General features: G+C 62.8%; 18 protein-coding genes. 8 read left to right on the top strand and 10 right to left on the bottom strand.

The annotated features are described in order from the left end of the window. Positions 1 to 307: 307 nt before the first annotated feature. The gene (locus NKG95_RS10890) at positions 308 to 6694 is read right to left on the bottom strand and encodes an apolipoprotein A-IV repeat region-like domain-containing protein (protein WP_352642074.1); all 6387 of its coding nucleotides are present in this window, start codon (positions 6692 to 6694) and stop codon (positions 308 to 310) included. 285 nt (positions 6695 to 6979) lie between these two features. On the opposite strand from NKG95_RS10890, the gene NKG95_RS10885 reads away from it, so the two are divergent. The 3 genes from NKG95_RS10885 (at position 6980) to NKG95_RS10875 (ending at position 8877) form a co-directional block, all read left to right on the top strand. After that, positions 6980 to 7348, top strand: coding sequence for an Hpt domain-containing protein (locus NKG95_RS10885; RefSeq protein WP_023717831.1), 369 nt, complete (start codon positions 6980 to 6982; stop codon positions 7346 to 7348). A 97-nt stretch (positions 7349 to 7445) separates the two neighbouring features. Further along, positions 7446 to 7766 (top strand): 2Fe-2S iron-sulfur cluster-binding protein, encoded by a 321-nt coding sequence (locus NKG95_RS10880; RefSeq protein WP_006334837.1) that lies wholly within the window; start codon positions 7446 to 7448, stop codon positions 7764 to 7766. 82 nt (positions 7767 to 7848) lie between these two features. Further along, positions 7849 to 8877 carry an NAD(P)/FAD-dependent oxidoreductase gene (locus NKG95_RS10875; RefSeq protein WP_023717829.1) on the top strand — a complete coding sequence of 343 codons (1029 nt, stop codon included), beginning with the start codon at positions 7849 to 7851 and terminating at the stop codon, positions 8875 to 8877. Positions 8878 to 8903: 26 nt separating this feature from the next. On the opposite strand, the gene NKG95_RS10870 is transcribed toward NKG95_RS10875, so the two are convergent. Then, on the bottom strand, positions 8904 to 10385 hold the full coding sequence (locus tag NKG95_RS10870) for an MDR family MFS transporter (RefSeq protein WP_023717828.1): 1482 nt from the start codon (positions 10383 to 10385) through the stop codon (positions 8904 to 8906). Positions 10386 to 10599: 214 nt separating this feature from the next. Next, positions 10600 to 11217, bottom strand: a complete 618-nt coding sequence (locus NKG95_RS10865; RefSeq protein ID WP_023717827.1) for a DUF922 domain-containing Zn-dependent protease — start codon at positions 11215 to 11217, stop codon at positions 10600 to 10602. Positions 11218 to 11313: 96 nt separating this feature from the next. Here NKG95_RS10865 and folP point away from each other — a divergent pair, with 96 nt between their 5' ends. Genes folP through folK form a run of 3 tightly spaced genes read left to right on the top strand, consistent with a single transcriptional unit; the run spans position 11314 to position 13027 of the window. After that, positions 11314 to 12159: a dihydropteroate synthase gene (gene folP, locus NKG95_RS10860; protein WP_023717826.1), complete on the top strand. Its 846-nt coding sequence runs from the start codon at positions 11314 to 11316 to the stop codon at positions 12157 to 12159. Between the two features lie 3 nt (positions 12160 to 12162). After that, positions 12163 to 12522: a dihydroneopterin aldolase gene (gene folB, locus NKG95_RS10855; protein ID WP_023717825.1), complete on the top strand. Its 360-nt coding sequence runs from the start codon at positions 12163 to 12165 to the stop codon at positions 12520 to 12522. Next, positions 12506 to 13027 carry a 2-amino-4-hydroxy-6-hydroxymethyldihydropteridine diphosphokinase gene (gene folK / locus NKG95_RS10850; protein ID WP_023717824.1) on the top strand — a complete coding sequence of 174 codons (522 nt, stop codon included), beginning with the start codon at positions 12506 to 12508 and terminating at the stop codon, positions 13025 to 13027. Before folB ends, folK begins: the two co-directional genes overlap by 17 nt. Before the next feature lie 25 nt (positions 13028 to 13052). On the opposite strand, the gene NKG95_RS10845 is transcribed toward folK, so the two are convergent. Together NKG95_RS10845 and NKG95_RS10840 are read right to left on the bottom strand one after the other, a co-directional pair. Continuing rightward, entirely contained in the window at positions 13053 to 13601 is a 549-nt protein-coding gene (locus NKG95_RS10845; protein ID WP_353040618.1) for a DUF924 family protein, read from the bottom strand. Positions 13602 to 13621: 20 nt separating this feature from the next. Continuing rightward, on the bottom strand, positions 13622 to 15457 hold the full coding sequence (locus tag NKG95_RS10840) for a monovalent cation:proton antiporter-2 (CPA2) family protein (protein WP_353040612.1): 1836 nt from the start codon (positions 15455 to 15457) through the stop codon (positions 13622 to 13624). Positions 15458 to 15687: 230 nt separating this feature from the next. Here NKG95_RS10840 and NKG95_RS10835 point away from each other — a divergent pair, with 230 nt between their 5' ends. Further along, positions 15688 to 15954 carry a hypothetical protein gene (locus NKG95_RS10835; protein ID WP_023717821.1) on the top strand — a complete coding sequence of 89 codons (267 nt, stop codon included), beginning with the start codon at positions 15688 to 15690 and terminating at the stop codon, positions 15952 to 15954. Positions 15955 to 16016: 62 nt separating this feature from the next. Here NKG95_RS10835 and NKG95_RS10830 read toward each other — a convergent pair whose 3' ends face one another. From NKG95_RS10830 to NKG95_RS10815, 4 genes are all read right to left on the bottom strand, one after another. Continuing rightward, positions 16017 to 16571, bottom strand: a complete 555-nt coding sequence (locus tag NKG95_RS10830) for a hypothetical protein (protein ID WP_352482234.1) — start codon at positions 16569 to 16571, stop codon at positions 16017 to 16019. Positions 16572 to 16658: 87 nt separating this feature from the next. Continuing rightward, on the bottom strand, positions 16659 to 17753 hold the full coding sequence (locus NKG95_RS10825; protein ID WP_353040611.1) for a YcjF family protein: 1095 nt from the start codon (positions 17751 to 17753) through the stop codon (positions 16659 to 16661). Next, positions 17750 to 19228, bottom strand: coding sequence for a YcjX family GTP-binding protein (locus NKG95_RS10820; RefSeq protein ID WP_353040610.1), 1479 nt, complete (start codon positions 19226 to 19228; stop codon positions 17750 to 17752). Before NKG95_RS10820 ends, NKG95_RS10825 begins: the two co-directional genes overlap by 4 nt. A gap of 64 nt (positions 19229 to 19292) precedes the next feature. Next, positions 19293 to 19796, bottom strand: coding sequence for a SixA phosphatase family protein (locus NKG95_RS10815; RefSeq protein ID WP_352844136.1), 504 nt, complete (start codon positions 19794 to 19796; stop codon positions 19293 to 19295). Between the two features lie 259 nt (positions 19797 to 20055). Between NKG95_RS10815 and dksA the strand changes: the two genes are divergently transcribed. Next, positions 20056 to 20472 (top strand): RNA polymerase-binding protein DksA, encoded by a 417-nt coding sequence (gene dksA, locus NKG95_RS10810; protein ID WP_023717816.1) that lies wholly within the window; start codon positions 20056 to 20058, stop codon positions 20470 to 20472. Positions 20473 to 20557: 85 nt separating this feature from the next. Here the strand turns inward: dksA and NKG95_RS10805 are convergent, their stop codons facing one another. After that, positions 20558 to 21310, bottom strand: coding sequence for a hypothetical protein (locus NKG95_RS10805; RefSeq protein ID WP_353040609.1), 753 nt, complete (start codon positions 21308 to 21310; stop codon positions 20558 to 20560). Positions 21311 to 21508: the final 198 nt, after the last annotated feature.

The raw sequence follows: 21508 nt of genomic DNA, 5'->3' as shown, positions 1-21508 counted from the left end.
GCGAGGAGGTCGCGTCGACCTTAATCAAGACGCTTCGGTGCGAGTGGATCCACGGCTTCATCGCCGACTTCTTCAACACTATCGGTCGAATTCGGTCGTTCAGAGTGTTTGGTTTTTGACCCTAGAGCATTCAGCCCAATGGTGTTACTTGGCACCGCAGAAATGCGGCTAAACAACAGATAGAGCAGGATGCCTCGTCATTTGAACGCATCCTGGGCTGTCGCTTCATGCGTTGATAGGATCAAGATCAGCACGGCGCGAAAAAGGCGGGAATTTCCCGCCTTTTTCATGTTCCATTGTCGTCTGATCAATGCAAGCGGCCGCTGGCGTGGGCCAGCATGGTGTAGACCTTGCCGGTATCCGACGTCAGGTAGGTCTGCGCCATGATGTTGTCGCGGTCGTTGCGCGACACGTCTTTGAGCAGCTTTTCGAAATCGTCGCAGTAACGATCGACAGCAGCGCGGAACTCCGCCTCCGACTGATATTTGCGGCGGATCTCGTCGAACGTCTGCTGGCCCTTCAGCGTGTAAAGACGGCGCGTGAAGACGTCGCGCTCGCCGCGCCGGTATCGGTTCCACAGCTCGATCGAGGCATCGTGATCGATGGCTCGGGCGATATCGACGGAGAGCGAGTTCAGCGATTCCACGACATGAAGCGGCGAACGCGGAGCGGGAGCCGGGCGCGGCGCTTCGGCAGGCGCCGCCGGCTTGGCGTCGTCTTCGCGCGATGCACCGGTCAGGAGGTCGCGCACCCAGCCGCCTTGCGGCGTGCGGCCGTTGGGGTCGCGCTGGCGCAGCGCTGTGTCTGCGGGACGTTCGAGGTCGAGCGTGCCGCGCAGCGCCGTCTCGCCCGAAGGCGCCTGCGGTGCACGGCGCTGTTCCGGAGCCGGAGCCGGGCGGCGTGGCGGCTCGGCGGCGCGTGCGGCAGGCGCTTGCGGCGCCGGACGCAGGTTGCGCTGTTCCGAACTGTCGGCGCTGCGGCCAGATTTGGCAACGATTTCAGAAAGTTCCTTCAGCGCGTTGATCTGCTCGGAAACGGCACGGCGGATAGCCGTGGTTGATTCCTTTGCCTCTTCCGGCATCTCGATGACGCCTTTCTTGAGCTCGGCTCGGGTGAGGTCGAGCTCGCTCTTGATCGAGCCGGCGGTGCGCCGCATTTCCTCGGTCGCATCGGCAAAGCGCTTGGTAGCCGAATCGACCACTTCGGAAATCGCGGCACGGATCTTGTCGGCGGATTCCAGCGTCTTGCCTTCGGCGTTCTGCAGCGTCTGGCCGACCAGATTCTCGAACGAGCGCATGACCCTTTCGAGATCTTCCGACTTCTTAACAAGGCCGACGGCGAGGTCCTCCAGCGACGATTGCCTTTCGAGCGTGTGCTCGAGGTTGCTCTGGGCCGAGCTCAGCAGATCCGAGGCGCTGGACAGCAACCGGCTGTGCTCGTCGAACTTGGTGGCGATAGAGGCAACCTCGCGCAAGGTCGAGGACGACAGCTCGGTGAGCCGCGTCGTGTTCGAATCGACAAGGCGCGCCGAGCTGGCGAAAGTCTGGGCGGTCTTTTCCGTGGTCGCCGCGAAGCTTTGCGTGCTCCCAGTCAGGCGTTCGTCGACCTGGCCGAGATTGGTCGCCGCCTGCTCGATCAATTGACCGAGCTGCGAGCTGGAGGTGGTCATGCGGCCGATGAGGTCGGCAACGCTGTCGGCAAGCGTCGAGCGCGCGCCTTCGACGGCCGACAGAGTTTCGGCCGTGCGGCTGGCGAGGGCGTCGACGAGGGCGGCGTTTTGAGTGCGCAGCTTCTCTGTCGCACGTTCGGTGACCTCTTCCATGCTCTTTTGCAGCTCGGAGCCGCCCTGGGCGAAGCGCTCGACCAGAGGCCGTGCCGTCTCGTCCAGGATTTTCGATATTTCGGCCGAACGTGCCGCAAGCATCGTACTGAGCTCGCGAGTATTGGCACCGATGGTCTTTGCAGCGTCGTTGGTGCTCTGGCCGATATGCTGGCCGACCGCGGTGAAGGTTTCGGCGATCGTGTTGGCACGCGAGACTAATTGCGCCTCGGCGTTCGAGACCTGTTCGTTGAGCTTTTGGCCCATTGTCTCGGCAGTGTAGGCGAGGCGGTTCTCGACGCTGGCGACCTGCTCCTCGACGCGGGCCGCTGTGGCGGCAGCACTCGATGCCAGGCGTTCGTCGGCACCGGCAAGCAGCTGCTCGATTTCACGGGCATGGACGGCGAGTTCCTGGCCAGTCTGCCTGGCGCGTTCGGCAACCCGCTGCTCGGTGCTGGTGAAGGCACCGACAATGTTGTCGGCATGTTCGCCGATTGCGGTGCTGCTGTCGGCGATACGGGACACCAGGCGATGATCGGCCTCCTCGAAGATGCGGCCGATCTCGGACGCACGTGCCGAAAGTGCTTCGGAGCCTTCGGCAATGCGCGAAATAAGTTGCTGGTCGGCGGCATCGAAAATGCGGCCGAGATCCGACGCACGTGCCGCGAGAGCTTCGGCGGATTCGCCGATGCGCACGCCCAGCCGCTCGTCAGCTGTTTCGAAATTGCGCAAGATGTCGCCGGCACGTGCAGCCAGCGACTGGGCCGTTTCGATGGCGCGAGAGACCAGCCTGTGGTCCGCCGCGTCGAAGGTACCGGCAATCTCACTTGCTCGGGTTGCCAGCTGATCGGCCGTCTCCTGGGCGCGCGCGAGCAAGGTGTTCGACGTGTCGTCGGCGCGGGCAATCAGTGCGCTCGACGTATCCTCGGCGCGGGCGGCGAGGCGACGATCCGCCTCCTCGAAGGTGCGGGCGATGTCCTCCGCCCTGGCGAGCAGAGCGGCCGAGGTCTGCTCGGCGCGCTCGGCGATCTTGCGGTCGGCATCGCTGAATGCAGCGCCCGCCTGCTCATGCAGAGCGCTGGTGACTTCCATGACCTTCTCGCGCAGCGCCCCGGCGACGAAGACCGCGCTTCTTTCGAGCACACTGCGAACGTTGTCGACACCCGTCGACAGCGCCCGCTCCATGGTGCTGGCGCGCTCCTCGATGATGCCTGTCTGCCGGCTGAACGCCTGCTCGATCTTTTCCACGTCGGCAGCGATGGCATCGGAGATGTCGGTGCTCCTGGCGGCGATCTGGTCGATATGGCCGGACAGCGAACGGTCGACATCCTTGCGCGTGTCGGCGAGCCTGGAGAGATCGTCCTGCAATGCGCGGGTCAGCATGTCGCGGCCCTCGGTCAGCTTGCCGACATGACCGGCGACAATCTCGTCGACCTCGCTGCGGCTCAATGCAAGCCTCTCCAGATCGGCTTCCAGAGCGCGCCTGAGGATGTCGCGGCCTTCGGCAAGCTTCTCGACCTGGCCGGCAACCAGCCCATCGATGCTCGAGCGGCTTTCGGCCAGCTTGGCGAGATCGTCCTCGAGCGCCTTCGACAGGGTCGAGCGGTCCTGGACGAGCTTCTCCGCGTGGGTAGCGACAAGGCTGTTGACGTTGCCGAGATCGGCTTCTAGGGCGCGCGAAAACTGTGCGCGATTGTCGGTTAATAGCTGCGACTGGTCGGCGATGGCGCCCCTGATCGTGTTGAGATCGGCCTCCAAAGCGCGTTTGAGGATGTCGCGGCCTTCGGCCAGTTTCTCGACCTGGCCGGAAACCAGCCCGTCGATGCTCGAGCGGCTTTCGGCCAGCTTGGCGAGATCGTCTTCCAGCGCGCGCTTGAGGATGTCGCGGCCCTCGGCCAGCTTCTCGACCTGACCGGAAACCAGCCCGTCGATGCTCGACCGGCTTTCTGCCAGCCTGGCGAGATCGTCCTCGAGCGCCTTCGACAGGGCCGAACGGTCCTCGGCGAGCTTGTTCATGTGTTCGGAGACGACGCCCCGCACGGTCTCGAGATCGGTCTCCAGTGCGCGCGACAGCTGACCGCGATCCTCCGCCAGCTTCTCGGATTGACTGGCGATGACGCCCTTGACGGTGCTCAGATCGGCTTCCAGAGCGCGTTTGAGGATGTCGCGGCCCTCTGCCAGTTTTTCGACCTGGCCGGCAACCATCACATCGATGCTCGAGCGGCTTTCGGCCAACTTGGCGAGATCGTCTTCGAGCGCCTTCGACAGCGTCGAACGGTCTTCTGCGAGCTTGTTCATGTGATCGGAGACAACGCCGCGCACAGCCTCCAAGTCGCTCTCCAGTGCCCGTGACAGCTGGCCACGGTCTTCCGCCAGCTTTTCGGACTGGCCAGCGATGACGCCCTTGATCGCGTTCAGGTCCGATTCCAGCGCGCGCTTGAGGATATCGCGGCCTTCGGCAAGCTTCTCGACCTGGCCGGCAACCAGCCCGTCGATGCTCGACCGGCTTTCGGCCAGCTTGGCAAGATCGTCTTCAAGCGTCTTCGAAAGCAGGCTGCGATCATCGGCGAGCCTGCCCGAATGATCGGCGATCAGACCTCTGATGTCGGACAGGTCGTTCTCGAGCGACTGGGAAAGACCGCTGCGGTCTTGCGCCAATTTCGCCGAATGGGCCTCGATGAGGCCATTGATGCCGGCGATGTCGGATTCCAGCGCACTGGCGAGTATGGCGCGACCCTCGGCGATCTTTTCGACTTGACCGGCGACAAGGCCGTCGATGCTGGCGCGACTGTCTGCCAGCTTGCCGAGGTCGGCCTCGAGCGCGCGCGAAAGAATGCTGCGGCCTTCGGCGAGCTTTCCGACGTGCCCGGCAACCATTTCATCAATGATCGTGCGGGCTTGTACGAGTTTTCCAGAGTCTTCGTTCAAGGCCTGGGCGAGCCGGTTGCGGCCCTCTTCAAGGCTTTCTAGATGGCTGCCCAGCGAAGCGTCGATCGCTGCACGCGATTCGTTGACCTTGCGCAGATCCTCTTCAAGGGCGCGCGAGATCAGGCCGCGGCCTTCGGCAAGCTTCTGCACCTGGTTGGTCACCGCCGCATCGATTTCGGCGCGGCCCTCGGCGAACTTCGCCAGATCGGCCTGCATTGCCGCCGCCATCCGGTCGCGGCTTTCGGAAAGTTTGCGGCTGTGGTTTTCGACGGCTTCCTCGATGCCGGCGCGAGCATCCGCAAGCCGCTGGATGTCCGTATCGAACGATCGCGATACGACATGGCGCGCCGCTTCCATGCGCCCGGCGAAATCGCCGGCGCGGGCTTCGAGCATGGTCGAGGTCGATGAGATGATGTCGGCCATGTCGGCGCCGATCTGGGTCTTGCCCTGATCGATCATCGCCGACAGCGTCTCCTTGCTATCCTGGAAGGTGTGGGCGATTTCGCGCGCGCGCTCGACCAGCGTCTCGTTGATCTGGCGTGCGCGAGCCTCCAGCGCGGCGTTGAGCTTCTGCGTACCGGTGTCGAGCGCCTCGGCGCGGGTCTGGAACTCGCTGATCAGCGCCTGGCCACGTTCGGCAAGCGTCCGCTCGATGCCGTTGAGGCTGGCTTCGAATTCGGAATTGAGTGTGCGCGCGGCACCGCCGAGCAGCGACACCATGCCGGTCGTGCGGTCGTCGAGCAGGTCGGTCAGCGACCGCGTCAGGCCATCGGTGGTGTCCGTCAGCTTGGCGATGCGGGTGTCGAGCAGGCTGGCGAAGGCCTCGCCCGACGTCGACAGCCGGTCGGTGATCGATTCGAGCCGGCCTTCCACCGAATCGAAGATCGACATCGAGCTCCCGTTGATCCTGTCGATCAGCGTGTCGCCGGATTCGTTGATCGTCATCGACAGCTTGGTCGAGGCGTTGAGAATGCTGTCGCGAATGATATCGCTGGCGGCGTTGATCTCGTCCTTCAGCGTCTCGTGGGCACCGGTGATCGAGGCGCGCACACGCTCGGCATGGGTGACGACCGCTTCGCGCTCGCTGCCCAGCCCGTCGACCAGCGAGCGGATGCGGGACTCGTTCTCCGAATAGGAGCGCTCGATCTGGTTCACCTCGCTGTGAACCAGCGTTTCGAGCTCGACGGCGCGCGCAAGCGTGCGTTCGATGCCTTCGCCCATGGCCGCCACCTCGCGGCGAACCGCTTGGCCGATCATCATGACGCGATCCTGGGCAAGATTTTCCGGCTCGGCCAGACGGAAGGCCACCTCGGTCATCGACTGCGCGGCAAGGCGCATCTCCTGAGCGCGGCGAATCATCACTGCGAATGCCCAGAACAGGATGACGGGCACGATTGCCGCGACCGCCAGGCCGATCAGCTCGGGACGGGCGAAAAACTGATCGAAGGTGCGGATGTTCCAGATGCCAGGTCCGAACAACAGGTTCGCGAGGCCACCGGCGCCGGCGATCCAGGCCAGCGAAACAAAAGCCACGACCCAATAGATCGTGTTCGAGGCGCGCCGGTTGAGGGTGTGCAGGAGCGTCTTATAGTCTTTTTGACGATCGTCGTTGGCCGGCGAGAAAGCTGGCGGCTGCGAGCCATTGCGCGTTGCGACAGGACGCAACTCAGCCGGCTTGGCTTTTGGCGCGGGATTTAGGTTCTGGCTTTGATTGGCGGCGGGTGCTGCATTCTGGGCCTGGTCGGGGGCAGGCGCCTCGTTCTGGCTGCGGCCTTCGCGCGCCAGTTCGTCGGCGGCTTGCGATATCTGCGCTTCCAGATCTTCCATGGATGCCGCGATGTCGAAGTCGCCGCCGGCATCGCCGCTCAGATCGATATCAAGTGCCTTTTCGAGTTCCCTGGCTACGTCGCTGTCGAGCGTTTTTGTCGTCGTTGGTTTCTTCGCCATGCCTTCGCTACCCTGTACAAGCTGCCGCGGGACTTATGGTTGTGCTTATTGATTCTGCCTAGCGTGTCCCGCGCAGGAGGCTGAAAATGGACCTGTCGTATCGTAATGACACAGCGGGGTAAAGAAAACATGCATTCCGTCCGATACGTAAAACTTTAAATATAAGGTTAACACAGCCGTGATTCCGGCGCCGTTATCGCGACATTTTTCCGGGTCAATCATTAACCCGTTGTCCACCGGATACGCCTATTTTTTGCGGCGGTCGAAGAACGGAGTCTCAAAGTGATACGTGGCGAAAACGGCATTGCCTTCTCGATGCCCGGCGGTGACGTGTCAGGGACAGCTGGGGCGCGGCCGATCGATCTGGCGCATCTTGCGCGCCAGACGATGGGCGATCGGAGCCTCGAGCAAGAGGTGCTGGCACTGTTCGTGCAGCAGGCGCTATCGGTGCGCGACAAGATCGTCGATGCGGATGTCAGGCAGCGGCTGCTACTGGCGCACGGGCTCAAAGGCTCGGCGCGCGGGGTCGGCGCCTTCGCCATTGCCGATTGCGCCAGTGCGATCGAATGCCGGCCCGACGACGCCAGCACGCTGAAGCGCCTTGGCTCACTGATCGAAGAAGTGCGCGACTTCGTCGCCGCCATCAGCCGATAGAACTTATTCCCAAAACGCCACGCAGCGGCGCTTTCGCGCCGCAGTTGACTTGCCTGGCAGAGTGATTATGTCGGCTCAGACTCCCTTCAGGTGACAAATGACCAAGTTGACCTTCATCGCCCATGACGGCACGCATTTTGACGTGGATGCCGAAAACGGCTCGACCGTCATGGAAAATGCGATCCGCAATGCGGTGCCGGGAATAGAAGCGGAATGCGGCGGCGCCTGCGCCTGCGCGACCTGCCATGTCTATGTCGACGAAGCCTGGACGGCGGAGGTCGGCGAGCCGGAAGCCATGGAAGAAGACATGCTGGACTTCGCCTACGACGTCCAGCCGAATTCGCGGCTGTCATGCCAGATCAAGGTGCGCGACGCCCTCGATGGGCTGGTCGTGCGCGTGCCGGCCCGCCAAGGCTGAAGCCGATTTTTGCCGCTGCCGCTTGGCAGCGGACCAATGGTCATGCAGTGTCGCGCCGTTTTCCCATTAAGGCGCATGCTTCATGACCGCTATCACCAAGACGGACGTACTCATTGTCGGGGCAGGGCCTGTCGGCCTGTTTGCCGTATTCGAGCTCGGCCTCTTCGACATGAAGTGCCATCTGATCGACATACTCGACCGGCCCGGCGGGCAGTGCGCCGAACTCTACCCGGAAAAGCCGATCTACGACATTCCGGGTTGGCCCTCGATCTCGGCGCAAGGTCTGGTCGACAAGCTGCTTGAGCAGATCGCGCCGTTCAAGCCCGAATTCACCTATAACCGCATGGTTTCGAGCCTGGAAAGGCTGGAGGACGGCAGCTTCCGCGTCACTACCGACGAAAACGAGGTGTTCGAAGCCAAAATTGTGGTGATTGCCGCCGGCGGCGGCTCTTTCCAGCCGAAGCGGCCGCCGATTCCAGGCATCGAACCCTATGAAGGCAAGAGCGTGTTCTACTCGGTGCGCCGGATGGAGGACTTTCGCGGCCATGACCTCGTCATCGTCGGCGGCGGCGATTCGGCGCTCGACTGGACGCTGAACCTGCAGCCGGTGGCCAAGAGCGTGACGCTGGTGCATCGGCGGCCCGAATTCCGGGCAGCGCCCGACAGCGTCAACAAGATGTATGCCATGCAAGAGATGAAGCAGCTGGAATTCCAAGTCGGACAGGTGACGGGCCTGACCGGCAGCGACGGCCAGCTAGCCTCCGCCACGATCAAGGGGCCGGAGGGCGATGTCGAAGTGCCGTGCACGCGGATGCTGCCATTTTTCGGCCTGACGATGAAGCTCGGCCCAATCGCCGAATGGGGCCTCAATCTCCACGAAAACCTGATCCCGGTCGACACCGAAAAATTCCAGACGTCGGTGCCCGGCATCTTCGCCGTCGGCGACATCAACTGGTACCCCGGCAAGCTGAAGCTGATCCTGTCGGGCTTCCATGAGGTCGCTCTAATGGCACAGGCAGCCAAGCGCATCATCAGCCCCGGCGAGCGCATCGTGTTCCAGTATACGACTTCGTCGACCAGCCTGCAGAAGAAGCTCGGCGTGGTCGACTGAAGCTCGCCGGATTTCACCAGGCCGGTCTACTCCGCCAGGGCTGGGGCCGAAGCCTCGGCATGGCCGCGAAGCGTTTTCTCCGGCATCAGCCAGAGCGTGATGAACGACAGCAGCAAGGTCGCGGCGGCGGCAAGAAAGATCATCACGAACGGCGTGGCTGAGGCGATATGGCCGGCCGTCTGCGTGCCTTCGCTGGCCAGCGGCAGCCCGTAACCAAGGGCGACGGCACCAAGCATGGCGACGCCAAGCGCACTACCCAGCGAGCGGAGGAAGGTGAGAACGCCGGTCGCCACGCCAAGGTGCATGCGATCGACGGCGTTCTGGACTGAGACAGTGGCAACCGGAAAGGTCGTGCCTGTGCCCAGGCCTATGCAGGTCGTCAACACCTCGACAAGCAATAGCGAGGCATGCCCGGCGACCAGGCTGAGCACGCCGAGGCACAGGATCGAGAAAACAGTTCCGACCATGGCAATGCGCTTGTAGTGGAAAAAGCGTGGGATCATTCGCGCGCTGAATGTCGCACCGGCCACCGTGCCGAGCATCAGCCCAAGCAACGCGGTGCCAGATTCGCTGACTGACAGGCCGACGACCGATTGCAGGTAGACCGGCAGATAGACCGACAAGCCGACATTGGCGGCCTGCAGCAGGAACATCGACAACGTGCCGGCGAGAACGATCGGATTGCCGAGCACTTCCAGCGAGATCAGCGGTTCGGCCGCGCGCATCAGCCGCAGCGCGAACGCGCTCCAGAACACCGCTGAGCAGGCGAGCAGTCCAAGGATTTCACGCGACAGCCACGGATACTCGCTGCCGCCCCAGTTCAAGGCAAGCAGCAGCAGCGAGGTGGCCGCGACCAGAAGCAGCGCGCCGAGGCCGTCGATGCGGTGATGTTTTGCAGCGATCGGCAGCTTCTTGAGCGGATTGTTAATGATCGCCATCGCCAGCAGGCCGAGCGGAATGTTGATCCAGAAGATCAGCGACCAATGCAGATGTTCGGCGAAGGTGCCGCCGAGCAGCGGCCCGGCGATGCTGGCGACGGCCCAGGTGCCCGAAATCCAGGCGGCGTAGCGAGCCCGCTCGCGCGGCGGCACGAGGTCGCCGATCACGGTCTGCGTCAGGGCGAACAGCCCGCCGCCGCCGGCGCCCTGGATCGCCCGGCCGACAACCAGGACCAGCATGTTGGGGGCCGTGGCGCTGACCAGCGACCCGGCGAGAAAGATCAGGATTGCCGCATAGACGGTCGGCCGGCGGCCATAGATATCGGAGATCTTGCCGTAGAGCGGCGCCACTGCGGTCGCGGTCAGAAGATAGCCGGTTACGATCCACGGCAGATATTCGGCATGCCCGAGCAGACGTGCCATCGTCGGCATCGCCGGCGCGACGATGGTCTGGTCGAGCGCCGCCAGCAGCATTGACAAAAGCACGCCGCCGATGATGGCGTTTTTCTCGGTTTCGGTCAGCGGCGTGCTGGTTTCCACCATCGCTTGCTTGTCGATAGCCTGGTCCATATCCGTTCATCCATTATGCCTGCGTGCACTTCCGCGACGGGCTGGGAAGCATCTAGTACGCCGATTGGCGTTTGCCGGAGGCTGATCCCTGCGAACCTGGCATATGTCGTTCGCTATAGGCCGATTTCGACAGCGGCTCGAAAGTTTTTCGAAGCTGGCACTATGCTTCGCCAAATTGGCTTTGTTCCAAATTTGGCTTTGTCCGACGCGGAGTTCAGCCGGGAGCGAGCCGTCCATTCTCAATGCGCTCGATGCGATAGTGCAAAAGCCGCAGGATGCGGCTTTGGAAATTGACGCTTTCCACACGATCGAAGCGCATCTGGTCCTGGTCGTGCTTGGCAAGCATGGCCGCTGTAATTTTCGCGGCCTTGGCCTTGGCCAATTCGCAGGTCTTTTCAGGGTAGCTCGCCTTCAAGGCGTCTTCTAGTTCGCGGCCATGGTTCTTGGCAATCTCGACGTGGCGTTCCTCATGGCGCTTGATGTCGGCGGACAAAGTCTCCCAGAACAGCTTGACGCCTGCATCGGCTTTGCGCGGGCGGCGCCATTCGGGAAGGATAACCTTGACCTTGACGGTAACGGCAGCGTCGGCAATCCAGCACGAGCCCGGCTTTTGCGCATAACTGACGCGGGTGGTGAACGCCATCTGGGTGGCGCCGGGATGCCGCGACCCGGTGCTTTTCACCTGAGGCCCGAGTTTCGACAGCTGGGTCCCGATGTCGTCGAGCGTCCTGCCGCCGATCGGGAAATAACTATATGTCTTGACGAGAGTCGTAGCGCCGGCCGGGAATGCGGTCAGAGCGAGCATCAGGGCGCAGAGGAGGGATCGTTTCATCGTGTTGCCTCTTTGCCCACCTTGCTTTACCGCCGTCTCCGGCGCAACGGAATTGATCCCCGGTCATGACGTGGGATCGAACATGGTTGATGGGCAATGATGACAGGGCGATGGCAGCTGGCGCATGGGCGCCATCTTGACCTTGGCGGCAAGGCCATCGTCGTCGGCATCCTCAACGTCACGCCGGACAGTTTTTCCGACGGCGGGCTGTTCGATGCCCCGGAAAAAGCGGTGGACCAGGCGCGCCGTATGGTGGAGGAGGGAGCCTCCGTCATCGACATCGGCGGAGAATCGACGCGTCCCGGTGCCTCTCCGGTGTCTGCAAAGGAAGAGCAGGCCCGCATAGTGCCCATCATCGAGGCGCTCGCGACGTCTGGCGGAACGCTGATCTCGGTCGATACCTATCGCCAGGATACGGCGCGGCTTGCCGTCCAAGCCGGTGCACATATCGTCAACGACGTCTGGGGCCTGCAGCGCGAGCCGGGCATTGCCAGCGTCGCTGCCGAAACCGGCGCCGGCCTTGTCATCATGCACACGGGACGGGACCGGCAGAAACTGCCCGACGTGATTGCCGATCAGCTCTTCTTCCTCAGGAAGTCGCTGGAAATCGCGCAACGGAGCGGTGTTGCCGACGACCACATCGTGCTCGATCCGGGCTTCGGCTTCGCCAAGGAGACAGCCGCGGAAAACCTTGACCTGATGGCACGGTTTTCCGAGCTTCGTGCGCTGGGCTTTCCGCTGATGGCCGGCACATCGCGAAAGCGCTTTATCGGCACCGTCACCGGCCGCGACGCAGCGGCAAGGGGCGCCGGAACCGCCGCCACAAGCGTCATCCTGAGGCTCAAAGGCGCGCATCTTTTTCGCGTCCACGATGTCGCAATCAACGTGGATGCGTTGGCTATTGCCGATGCTATGCTGGCACGTGAGATCGGGGAAAGCTGAGCCATGTATGTCATCCGCATGAAGAACTGCGCCTTCTTCGCCCGGCACGGTGTGCTGGACGAAGAGGAGACGCTCGGCCAGCGCTTTTATGTCGATGCGGCACTCACGGTAGACCCCGGGCGGGCGCTGGTCGACGATTCTATCGAGGACACCGTCAATTACGGCATCGCCTTTGCGGTCATCGAAAAGATCATTACCGGCGAGCGGCGCTTTCTGATCGAAGCGCTGGCGCTCGAAGTGGCGAGGGCGCTGACGGCGCGGTTTCCGCAGATCAAAAAGGCCGAGATCACCGTGCGCAAGCCGAACGCCCCGGTGCCGGGTGTGCTCGATCATGTCGAGGTGACCGTTGTCTGGCCAGAATAGTAACAACAACACCGTCTATCTCAGCCTTGGCGGCAATCTCGGTGATCCGGCGAAGTCGATGGCTGCGGCACTGGGCATTCTGGATGCCGACGAGAGCACGCGCGTCGTTGCCGTTTCGTCGCTCTACCGAACGCCGCCCTGGGGCAAGCTCGATCAGCCGGATTTCCTCAATGCGGCGGCCGAGATCTCGACCGCGCTTGCGCCGCGGGCTTTGCTCGACCTTTGCCTCGACGCCGAGCGAAAACTGAAGCGGGTGCGGGAGGAGCGCTGGGGTCCGCGCCTGATCGACATCGACATTCTGGTGTTCGGTGACCGCATCATCCACGAGACCGGACTGGAGGTGCCGCATCCGCGCATGCTGGAGCGCGCCTTCGTGCTGGCACCGCTGGCAGAAATTGCACCGAAGCTTGTGGTCGACGGCAAGAGCGTGTCGGAGCGACTGGCCGCCGTCGACACGTCGGGTATTGAACGGCTGCCGTCAGGCCGGAAATGGTGGAAGACCTGACGCTGCCGCCATCGGTGGCCGAAAATCAGCCGGAAAACCCACCACCGTTGAGGAATATTTGTTCGTCCGGTGTCGTCTCCCGGCCAAGCATCCTGTTTCGGTGTGGAAAGCGGCCGAAGCGCTGGATGATGTCGCGGTGTTCTACGGCATATTTCAGATAGGACGGGGCTTTGGCGGCGGTAAGCTCCATCGATTTGAGCTGATCGGCGAGATCCTCCGAATGCTCATAGGGCAGATAAAGAAAGACGCGGAGCTCTTCGTCGAGCGCCAAGTCATGGCCGGCAGCGATCGCCTTCCCGGCAAAATGCCGCGCCAGCGGGTCCGTGGCGTACATGTGGCCAGTGCCGCGAAAGCAGTTTCGCGGAAACTGGTCGAGCAGGATCATCAGTGCCAGCGACCCTTCGGCGTGTTCGGACCAGCCGTCGCATTCGCGGCGGGCGGCGGCGAAGTGCAGATCGAGAAACCGGGTGCGGAAGTCGGCATCAAAAGCGTCGTTCTTCTCGAACCATGCGTCCTCCCCGGCGTGGCGCCAGAATCTGGTGACGGAGAGCGCGCGTTCGTCCAGTTCATCCATCATTCGCATCTTCCCAAGGATTAATCGGCCGGCTCGGATTTCTGCAGCACGCCGGCGGTTTCCTCATTGAGCGCCTGACCCGCGCGGCGTGGTGTGCTGAGCGGTGTCGGGATGGGGGTGCCAATATTGCCTTTGAGGAAGCGCCGTCCGGCGCGGATGCCTTCGGCCTGTTGAAGCTCGAAACGGGCAGCGTCGCGGCGGCGGACGTCCTCGAGTACCTCGGCGACCTCTTCCGGGTCGACGCCGAGGGCTTCCAGCGTCGAGCCGCCGAAGACAAGCGCCGATTCGAACGTCTCGCGGAGCTGATAGTCAACGCCGGCACGAATGAGCTGCAACGCGGTGCCGCGGTCGAACGCCCGTGCCAGCACTGTCAGCAAGGGAAACTCCGCCTTGATCAGTTCCGCGATGCGCACGGCGGCATCGGGCTTGTCAACGCAGATCAGCACGGCGCGTGCCCGCCCGGCTCCCGCGGCTCGCAGGATGTCCAGCCGCGTGCCGTCGCCGTAATAGACCTTGAAGCCGAAATCGGCCGCTGCTTGGATCATTTCGACCTCGTTGTCGATGATCGACACGTCGATGCCGCGCAACAAAAGCGGCTGGCTGGCGATCTGGCCGAACCGGCCAAAGCCTATGATCAGCACGCTGCCGGTCAGGCCGTTGGCGACATCGACGCCTTCAAGCGACTGCTCGTCGCGCGGCGTCAGATACCGCAGTGCAATGATCGCCAACGGCGTCAGCACCATGGAAATGATGACAATGGCGGTCAGCATCGCATTGGCTTGGCCGTCGATAATGCCCACCGCAGCCGCCGCGGAATAGAGGACGAAGGCGAATTCGCCGCCTTGCGCCATGAAGACGGCGCGCTCGAGCGTTTCCCGATGGTCGGTTTTGAGGACGCGGGCAACGATATAGATGCCGATCGCCTTCATCACCATGTAGGCGACGACATAGATGGCAATGAGCTGCCAGTTGACGACGACGACATGCAGGTCGAGCGACATGCCGACGGCGAGGAAGAACAGCCCGAGCAGAATGCCGCGGAACGGTTCGATGTCGGCCTCCAGCTGGTGGCGGAAGGTCGATTCCGACAAAAGCACGCCGGCCAGGAAGGCGCCCATGGCCATCGACAGGCCGGAAAGCTGCATGGCGAGCGCTGACCCGAGAACGACCAGAAGGGCAGCTGCGGTCATCACCTCACGGGCGCGCGCATCCGCCAGGATACGGAAGAACGGATTGAGCAGATAGCGCCCGGCAACCACCAGCCCGACGATCGCGGCAAGGCCGATGCCGACCTCCGTCAACCTATCCGACAGGCTCATATCGGCGCCGCCCGGCGCGAGGAAGGCGATCAGCGCCAGCAGCGGCACGATGGCCAGATCTTCCAAAAGCAGGACCGAGACGATGCGCTGGCCCTTGGGCGTTGCCAGGTCGCCGCGTTCTTCCAGCAATTGCATGACGATTGCCGTCGAGGTGAGTACGAAACCGGCGCCAGCGACGAAGGATTGCGCGATCGGGAAACCTCCCGCCAGGCCGACGCCGGTCAGCAGAACCGCGCAGACGCCGACCTGCAGCGCACCAAGCCCGAAAATCTCGCGGCGCAGGCCCCATAGGCGTGACGGCTGCATCTCCAGCCCGATGATGAACAGGAACATGACGACGCCGAGTTCGGCGACATGAAGAATGGCTTCCGATTCGGAAAAGACGCGCAGCCCGAATGGGCCGATCACGACGCCGGCCGCCAAATAGCCGAGGATGGAGCCAAGTCCCATGCGCCTGAAGATCGGCACCGCAACGACGCCGGCGGCAAGCAGCGCCACCACCTGGATCAGATCGCTGTTCGATGCCTCTGCCGCCATGCCTGCCCTTCCGCTCGCCTGGGAGTCAAGCGGCCAAGATAGGGGCTTCGGAGCGGATCGAACAGTGTGAATCCGGCGCATTGTGCAGGCGTTATTGCAGGCGCACTGCACAGGATAATGGGCCTCCGGGCGTTGCTTGTTTTCGCAATCCGGCGCTAAGGACGCCCGGCTTCGGCCAGTGGAGGGTGAGCGACGATCAAGTCGCGGCCCTTTTTGAGGAGATGACTGACATGAAGAAGTTCTTGCTGGTTGCCGTTGGCATCGCGGCACTTGCCGGCTCTGCCTGTTCGAAGGCACCCGAGTGCACGACCGAGATGCTGACCAAGAAGGCTCAGGACATGACTGCGGCACTTCAGGCTGCGATTACCAAGGATCCGGCCAAGGCAGCCGACCTCACAGCCAAGGTCCAGGCGGTCACAACCAAGTATCAGGGCGGCACGACAGCAGCCGAGGCCTGCAAGGCCTATGACGAGCTGATTGCAGCGATCAAGGGCTGAGCACCCATCTGCATGTCAAGGAGGGCGGCGGCGTTTGGTTGCCGCCTTTTCACGCCGAAAGCTCAGTTCGGAGTTATGGAGCCGACCTCGACTGCATCGATCCGCTTCAACTTCATGCCGATGACCGGGACCAGCTGCTGGTCGACGCGCACGGCAACGGTCACCGTCATCGAATTGTCGTCGGGGACAAGCGCCTGCATCACGCCGCGCAACTGATTGCGATTAATGGTGAAAACCACCTTGTGCGCATCGATGACATTGCCACCGATAATGTCGAGGCCGGAGCCAGCGGCCCCGCCCATGAAGCTGCCCTTGTAGCCCTGCCGGCCCTTGTGTTCGATCGTTGCCGACATCTGCTGGGTGAACATACCGACCCGGCAGCCGCCGTCGAGCGACATGCCGACCTTGCCGTCAGGCGTCGAGCCAATGAAGCTGCAGGTGAATTTCGTGCCCTTGTATTTGCCGGCAACGATTTCTCCGGGGCCGACCCATTTGCCCTCGACCGATCGAAAGAACTGCTTGTCCGGTTCCGCCGCCGAAGCCTTTCCGGCAATGCCGATGGTTGCGACAAGGGCGAGCGCCACGGGCAGCACGCTGGACAAAATAACGCTTTTCATCGACGACACCCGGCAACAAAGAGACTGGTTTGGACGCTTCCGACCATGAACAAGATTGGTTAATGCTTTGTCACCCCAAGGCGATAGTCACGTCTCGGAAGCGGATGTTTCTTTTTCTTTCTTTGCCGCAAAGGAGGTCAGCGCGGAAAGGAAATCGCCCAATCCTGGACGCCTGACGGCGTTAAAGGGCAGGGGCCTTGCCGTTTCCATCGCTGCAATGCCGATGCGCGCCGTCATCATGCCGTTGACGACGCCTTCGCCGAGCTTGGCCGAGAGCCGAGCCGCAAGGCCATGGCCGACGATCTGCTGGACGAAACTGTCGCCGACGGCGATCGACCCAGTGACCGCGAGATGGGCGAGAACGCTGCGCGCCAGGCGAAAAAAGCCAAGCGTGCCGGGGCGGCCGCCATAGAGCTCCGACAGACGGCGAATCAGCCGGCCGGCTTCGAACACGACATAAGCGACGTCGACCAGGGCGCGCGGACTGACCGCGGTCACCAGGGACACGCGCTTCGCCGCTTCGAGGATCATCATCTTGGCGCGGGCATCGAGCGGGCCGAGGATCTCGGTCTCGGCCAGCCGCACCAGATGGCCGCCATCGATGATCTCGCCGCGCAATTCGGCCAGCGAGCGCCTGCCGGCCGCGGTTTCGGGCTTGGCCGCGACAAATGCCGACAACTCGTCGACCACGGCGCGGGCGGCCTTCGGATCATCGCGGGCAATCGCATCGAGCGCCCGCTTCTGCAACTTTTCGACCTCGGCGAGGCGAGCAATCGCCACGAATTCGCGGATAAGGATGACCACAAGCGCCAGGATGGCGATCAATGCCATTCCGGCCGCCAGCCAGCCCAGCCACTCGGCGCGCTCGAACAGGTCGCGAATCAGCTGGTCGGTCCAGAGGCCAAGGGCGAGCGAAACCAGAACGCCCAGCGCGCCGAAGAACAGGCTGCCAAGCAGCGAACGTTTTCGCGGCGCAATCGCCGGCGGCGGTTCGGCAGCGACGATATCAGGCTCGTCGAAGACGTCGATCTCCGCCGGTGTGACCACGGCAAGATCCGCCTTCACGTTACGCGGCTTTCGCGCCGGCGCGGCCTCGGCCCCGGAATGGCGAGCCGTCGGATCTACCTTCGGCTGGGGCTCCGGCTCGATGCGAAAGGCCGCCGGTCTGCGGGGCGCGCTCATGCGAGATGATCTCCGATCAGGAACTGCACCGCGCGGTCGAGCCTGATATGCGGCAGCGACAGCGTCACGCCCTCGGCCGTGCGCTCGAGTTTCGGCGGGCGAAAGCGCACGAAGCGGATCGCCGGGTCGTCATCGTTCTGCTGGTGCTTCGATTCGAAACCATCGAACACCGCATCAACTTTCTCCGGCAAATCACCGGGAAATATGGCTGTTTCGGTCTTTCCGTCAAAGGTTTCGCCATTGATTTTTTCGCCACGCAATGGCGTGCCGATAATGACCGGCAAAGTCTCACGGCCCAGCTTGACCGTGCCTTCCCGAGTCGCGCGCATGGCCGCCATGGCGACGACGTCGACGTCGGCACCAGTGAAATTCGCCCGCGCCACGGCGCGGTCGGCAAGCCGCCGCACGATCGCCTGCAGCCGGTCGTGGCTTTCGTGGTGCAGATGGTCGGCCTTGGTCGCGGCCACCAATATGCGGTCGATGCGTCTTGAAAACAGGTCGGTCAGGAAGTTGCCCCGGCCGGGCCGGAAACAGGACAGGATTTCGGTGACCGCGCGTTCCAGATCGGCCATCGCACCGGGGCCGGCGTTCAATGCCTGTAAGGCGTCGATGAGCACGATCTGCCGGTCGAGGCGCGTGATGTGTTCGCGAAAGAACGGTTTGACGACATACGTCTTGTAAGCCTCGTAGCGCCGCTCCATCATCGCCTGCAGCGATCCGTAGCGGGCGCGCCCGAGGCCGAGTTTCGGCAGCGGCGCAAAGGTCAGCGCCGGCGATCCTTCAAGATCGCCGGGCATCAGGAAGCGGCCGGGCGGTAGGGTCGAAAGCGCCCGCTCGTCAAGCTTGCAGGCCTTGAGGTAGGCGGCGAAGCTCTCGGCGAGACGGCGCGCCGTCATCTCGTCGGCGTCGGCGTTGGGGTCGACGGAGGCAGAGAGCGCCTGCCATTCCCGCGAAAGATCGACACGCACCGGCAACACGGCCATCTCGAAGGCCTCACGCGAAAAATCGGCGTAAGACTTGCCGAGCAGCGGCAGGTCGAGCAGCCATTCGCCGGGATAATCGACGACGTCGACGGACAATTTGCCGGCGGAAAACATGCGGCTCCAACCGGAGGCCGATTCGTATTCGATGGTGAGCCTCAGTTCGGAAATCGCACGCGTCGAGTCCGGCCAGACACGGTCGTCGACAAGAGCCGCGATGTGATCCTCGTACTGGAAGCGTGGTACGGCGTCGTCCGGCTGCTCTTCGAGAAAGGCCCTGGCGATGCGCCCCGATTTTTGTGCCTCAAACAGCGGCAAGCGTCCGCCATGGACCAGATTGTGCACAAGGGCCGAGATGAACACCGTCTTGCCGGCGCGGGACAGCCCGGTCACGCCAAGACGCAGCGACGGAGCGAAAAGCCCGGCAGCGCGGCCTGACAACGTATCCAAGGCGATCTTCGCCTCGTCGGTGAAAGTCGTCAGCGATGATGCCAAAATCTGTTCTCGCGGGGCCGGTCAGCCACCGATATAGGCTTTGAGGCGCGGCTTTGAAATGGCCTCAGATATCGGCAGGCGTCAGGAAGGCTTCGAGATAGCCGGCGCCAGGCGCAGCCTCCGCAAGACTGCCGTTGAACCGGACCACCGCAAGTGCGGAGGTCGGGAAGCCGTGGTTCAGCATGGCCCGCGCGGTCTCGTTGCCGTCGCCTGAGAGCGCCATGGCGAGATCCTCAATCATCGGATTGTGGCCAATGACGAGCAGGGCGTCCAGCCCGCCATTCTGCCGGACGGCAGCGAGGTACGCGGCGGCATCGTCGTTGTAGAGCGCGTCAAAGAACAGCACCCGGCCCGTGTCCGTATGGCCAGCTAAGCTTTCCAGCGTCTGGCGGGCACGCCTGGCGCTTGAGCACAGGGTGAGGCCCGGTACGTATTTGCGAGAACGCATCAGCACGCCCATCGCTTCGGCATCGGCGAAGCCAGATGTATCGAGCGGGCGGTCGAAGTCGGCGACGCCGGGCAGCGCCCAGCCGGCCTTCGCATGCCTCAGCAGGTAAAGTCTGGTCACCGGATCCCCGTTGTGCCGGGCACCGAACCCGTCAATACGCCGCAGGATTTGCCATCAGAAGAGCTCCGTGCGCAATGGCAAGCGTCCTTCAAGCATAGCGAATCATGTATGAATTCGGTCGTATTCTTCGCAAAAAGGGCATCGCGGATGCCGTTTGTCCGGGACTAACAATTGCGTGAAACAGTCGTCGATTGACCTTGTGCAGTTTTCGGTCCGCGAATATATAGGCGCCAAATTTGGGGTTTGTTGGGTGAGTCGAATGAACGACATCGTTACCGCCGATTACGTACCCTCCGAAGACGAGCCGTTCATGAACGAGCGGCAGAAATCCTATTTTCGCCTGAAGCTCGTCACCTGGAAGAACGACATCTTGCGCGAAGCGCGCGAAACTCTCGAAATCCTGCAGCAGGAAAACGCCAACCATCCCGATCTCGCCGATCGGGCTTCCTCAGAAACCGACCGCGCCATCGAACTTCGCGCCCGCGATCGCCAGCGAAAACTCATCTCGAAGATCGATTCCGCCCTCCAGCGCCTTGACGAAGGCACCTACGGCTATTGCGAGGAAACAGGCGAGCCGATCGCGCTGAAGCGGCTCGACGCGCGCCCGATCGCGACCTTGTCGATCGAGGCACAGGAGCGCCATGAGCGGCGCGAGAAGGTGTACCGCGACGACTGAGTCGGCGGGAAAAACAGAGCGGCATCGGTAAAGCGTTCAAAATGGCCGGTTTTCCGGCCATTTTCATTGGCCGTTCGCTATCAGCCTATCTTTTCTGATTGGACAACTCGCCGAGGAGCTTCGTCATCTCGTCGTCGAGAGAGGGCGATGCCTTCGCCACTGGCTTGCTCGGCGTTTGGCTGAAGCGTGGCTCGTCGAGGGAAACCTCCAGCTCCTTCATCAGCGCATCGTCGATCGACTCGTGCTGTGCCGGCGGCTCGTATCTTGCCGGGGAGTCCTGTCTTGCCGGCGGCGGCGTATGCCGTGAAGCATTGGCGTTGACGGATCCATAATTTGGCAACGGTGTGACGTTCGATGCCGGTTTCGGCGCCGGTGCCGGCATTGTTGCCGGCATTGTCGCCGGCTGGCGGGCTCGGACAGGGGTTGCGGCTACGCTTGCCGCCTGCGGCGGCGCTTGCCTCACCGGCGCGGCTGTGGTCTGAGCCGATCTTGCTGCCGGCTGGTGGCTGTTATCTCCGGTCAATGCCGGGCGGCGCAGCGCCGAGAGCCTGATGTCGCGCTCGACGACGACGTCGGTCGGACCACCGATCAAGAGCAGGTGCTCGATATCGTCGCGGCGCACCAGCACCAGCCGCCGGTGACTGTCGACCGCTGTGGCATCCATGACCGCCAGCCGCGTCTTGCGGTTCCTGCCGCCGGCGACGAATGTTCCGAAGGTCAGGCTGCGGACCAGCCTGATGATGAGAAGAATGATAAGCAGAAGGACAAGTACTGCAAACGTCCACAGGATTGCCGCGGCATAACCAGGACCCGCCACGCCATCCAGCCATTGCAGCATTGGTTCCCCCAAAATCAGCTTTCGAAGAGAGGCGACACTAGACTGTTGCGGCAGGCCACCGCAAGTTGCCTTTCACGCTTCGTGAACAGCTTGAAACACCGGAAGCGGAACGGCGTCTTTTTAGCGGACATTTGCCGCCGGGCCTTTTCCCGACCCTGAGAATATGATTCAACCGACACCGGAATTCACGAGCAGGGG

The sequence above is a fragment of the Mesorhizobium sp. M1423 genome, from assembly GCF_040317575.1.
Taxonomy (GTDB): Bacteria; Pseudomonadota; Alphaproteobacteria; order Rhizobiales; family Rhizobiaceae; genus Mesorhizobium.
The sequence above is the reverse complement of the archived record's forward strand: the minus strand, read 5'-3'. Positions and strand labels throughout refer to the sequence as shown.

Bases quoted from the DNA above. Each gene is read 5' to 3' on its own strand.
- NKG95_RS10890 (WP_352642074.1), bottom strand. From the start codon at position 6,694: ATGGCGAAGAAACCAACGACGACAAAAACGCTCGACAGCGACGTAGCC.
- NKG95_RS10880 (WP_006334837.1), top strand. From the start codon at position 7,446: ATGACCAAGTTGACCTTCATCGCCCATGACGGCACGCATTTTGACGTG.
- NKG95_RS10875 (WP_023717829.1), top strand. From the start codon at position 7,849: ATGACCGCTATCACCAAGACGGACGTACTCATTGTCGGGGCAGGGCCT.
- NKG95_RS10870 (WP_023717828.1), bottom strand. From the start codon at position 10,385: ATGGACCAGGCTATCGACAAGCAAGCGATGGTGGAAACCAGCACGCCG.
- NKG95_RS10865 (WP_023717827.1), bottom strand. From the start codon at position 11,217: ATGAAACGATCCCTCCTCTGCGCCCTGATGCTCGCTCTGACCGCATTC.
- folP (WP_023717826.1), top strand. From the start codon at position 11,314: ATGATGACAGGGCGATGGCAGCTGGCGCATGGGCGCCATCTTGACCTT.
- folB (WP_023717825.1), top strand. From the start codon at position 12,163: ATGTATGTCATCCGCATGAAGAACTGCGCCTTCTTCGCCCGGCACGGT.
- NKG95_RS10845 (WP_353040618.1), bottom strand. From the start codon at position 13,601: ATGGATGAACTGGACGAACGCGCGCTCTCCGTCACCAGATTCTGGCGC.
- NKG95_RS10840 (WP_353040612.1), bottom strand. From the start codon at position 15,457: ATGGCGGCAGAGGCATCGAACAGCGATCTGATCCAGGTGGTGGCGCTG.
- NKG95_RS10835 (WP_023717821.1), top strand. From the start codon at position 15,688: ATGAAGAAGTTCTTGCTGGTTGCCGTTGGCATCGCGGCACTTGCCGGC.
- NKG95_RS10830 (WP_352482234.1), bottom strand. From the start codon at position 16,571: ATGAAAAGCGTTATTTTGTCCAGCGTGCTGCCCGTGGCGCTCGCCCTT.
- NKG95_RS10825 (WP_353040611.1), bottom strand. From the start codon at position 17,753: ATGAGCGCGCCCCGCAGACCGGCGGCCTTTCGCATCGAGCCGGAGCCC.
- dksA (WP_023717816.1), top strand. From the start codon at position 20,056: ATGAACGACATCGTTACCGCCGATTACGTACCCTCCGAAGACGAGCCG.
- NKG95_RS10805 (WP_353040609.1), bottom strand. From the start codon at position 21,310: ATGCTGCAATGGCTGGATGGCGTGGCGGGTCCTGGTTATGCCGCGGCA.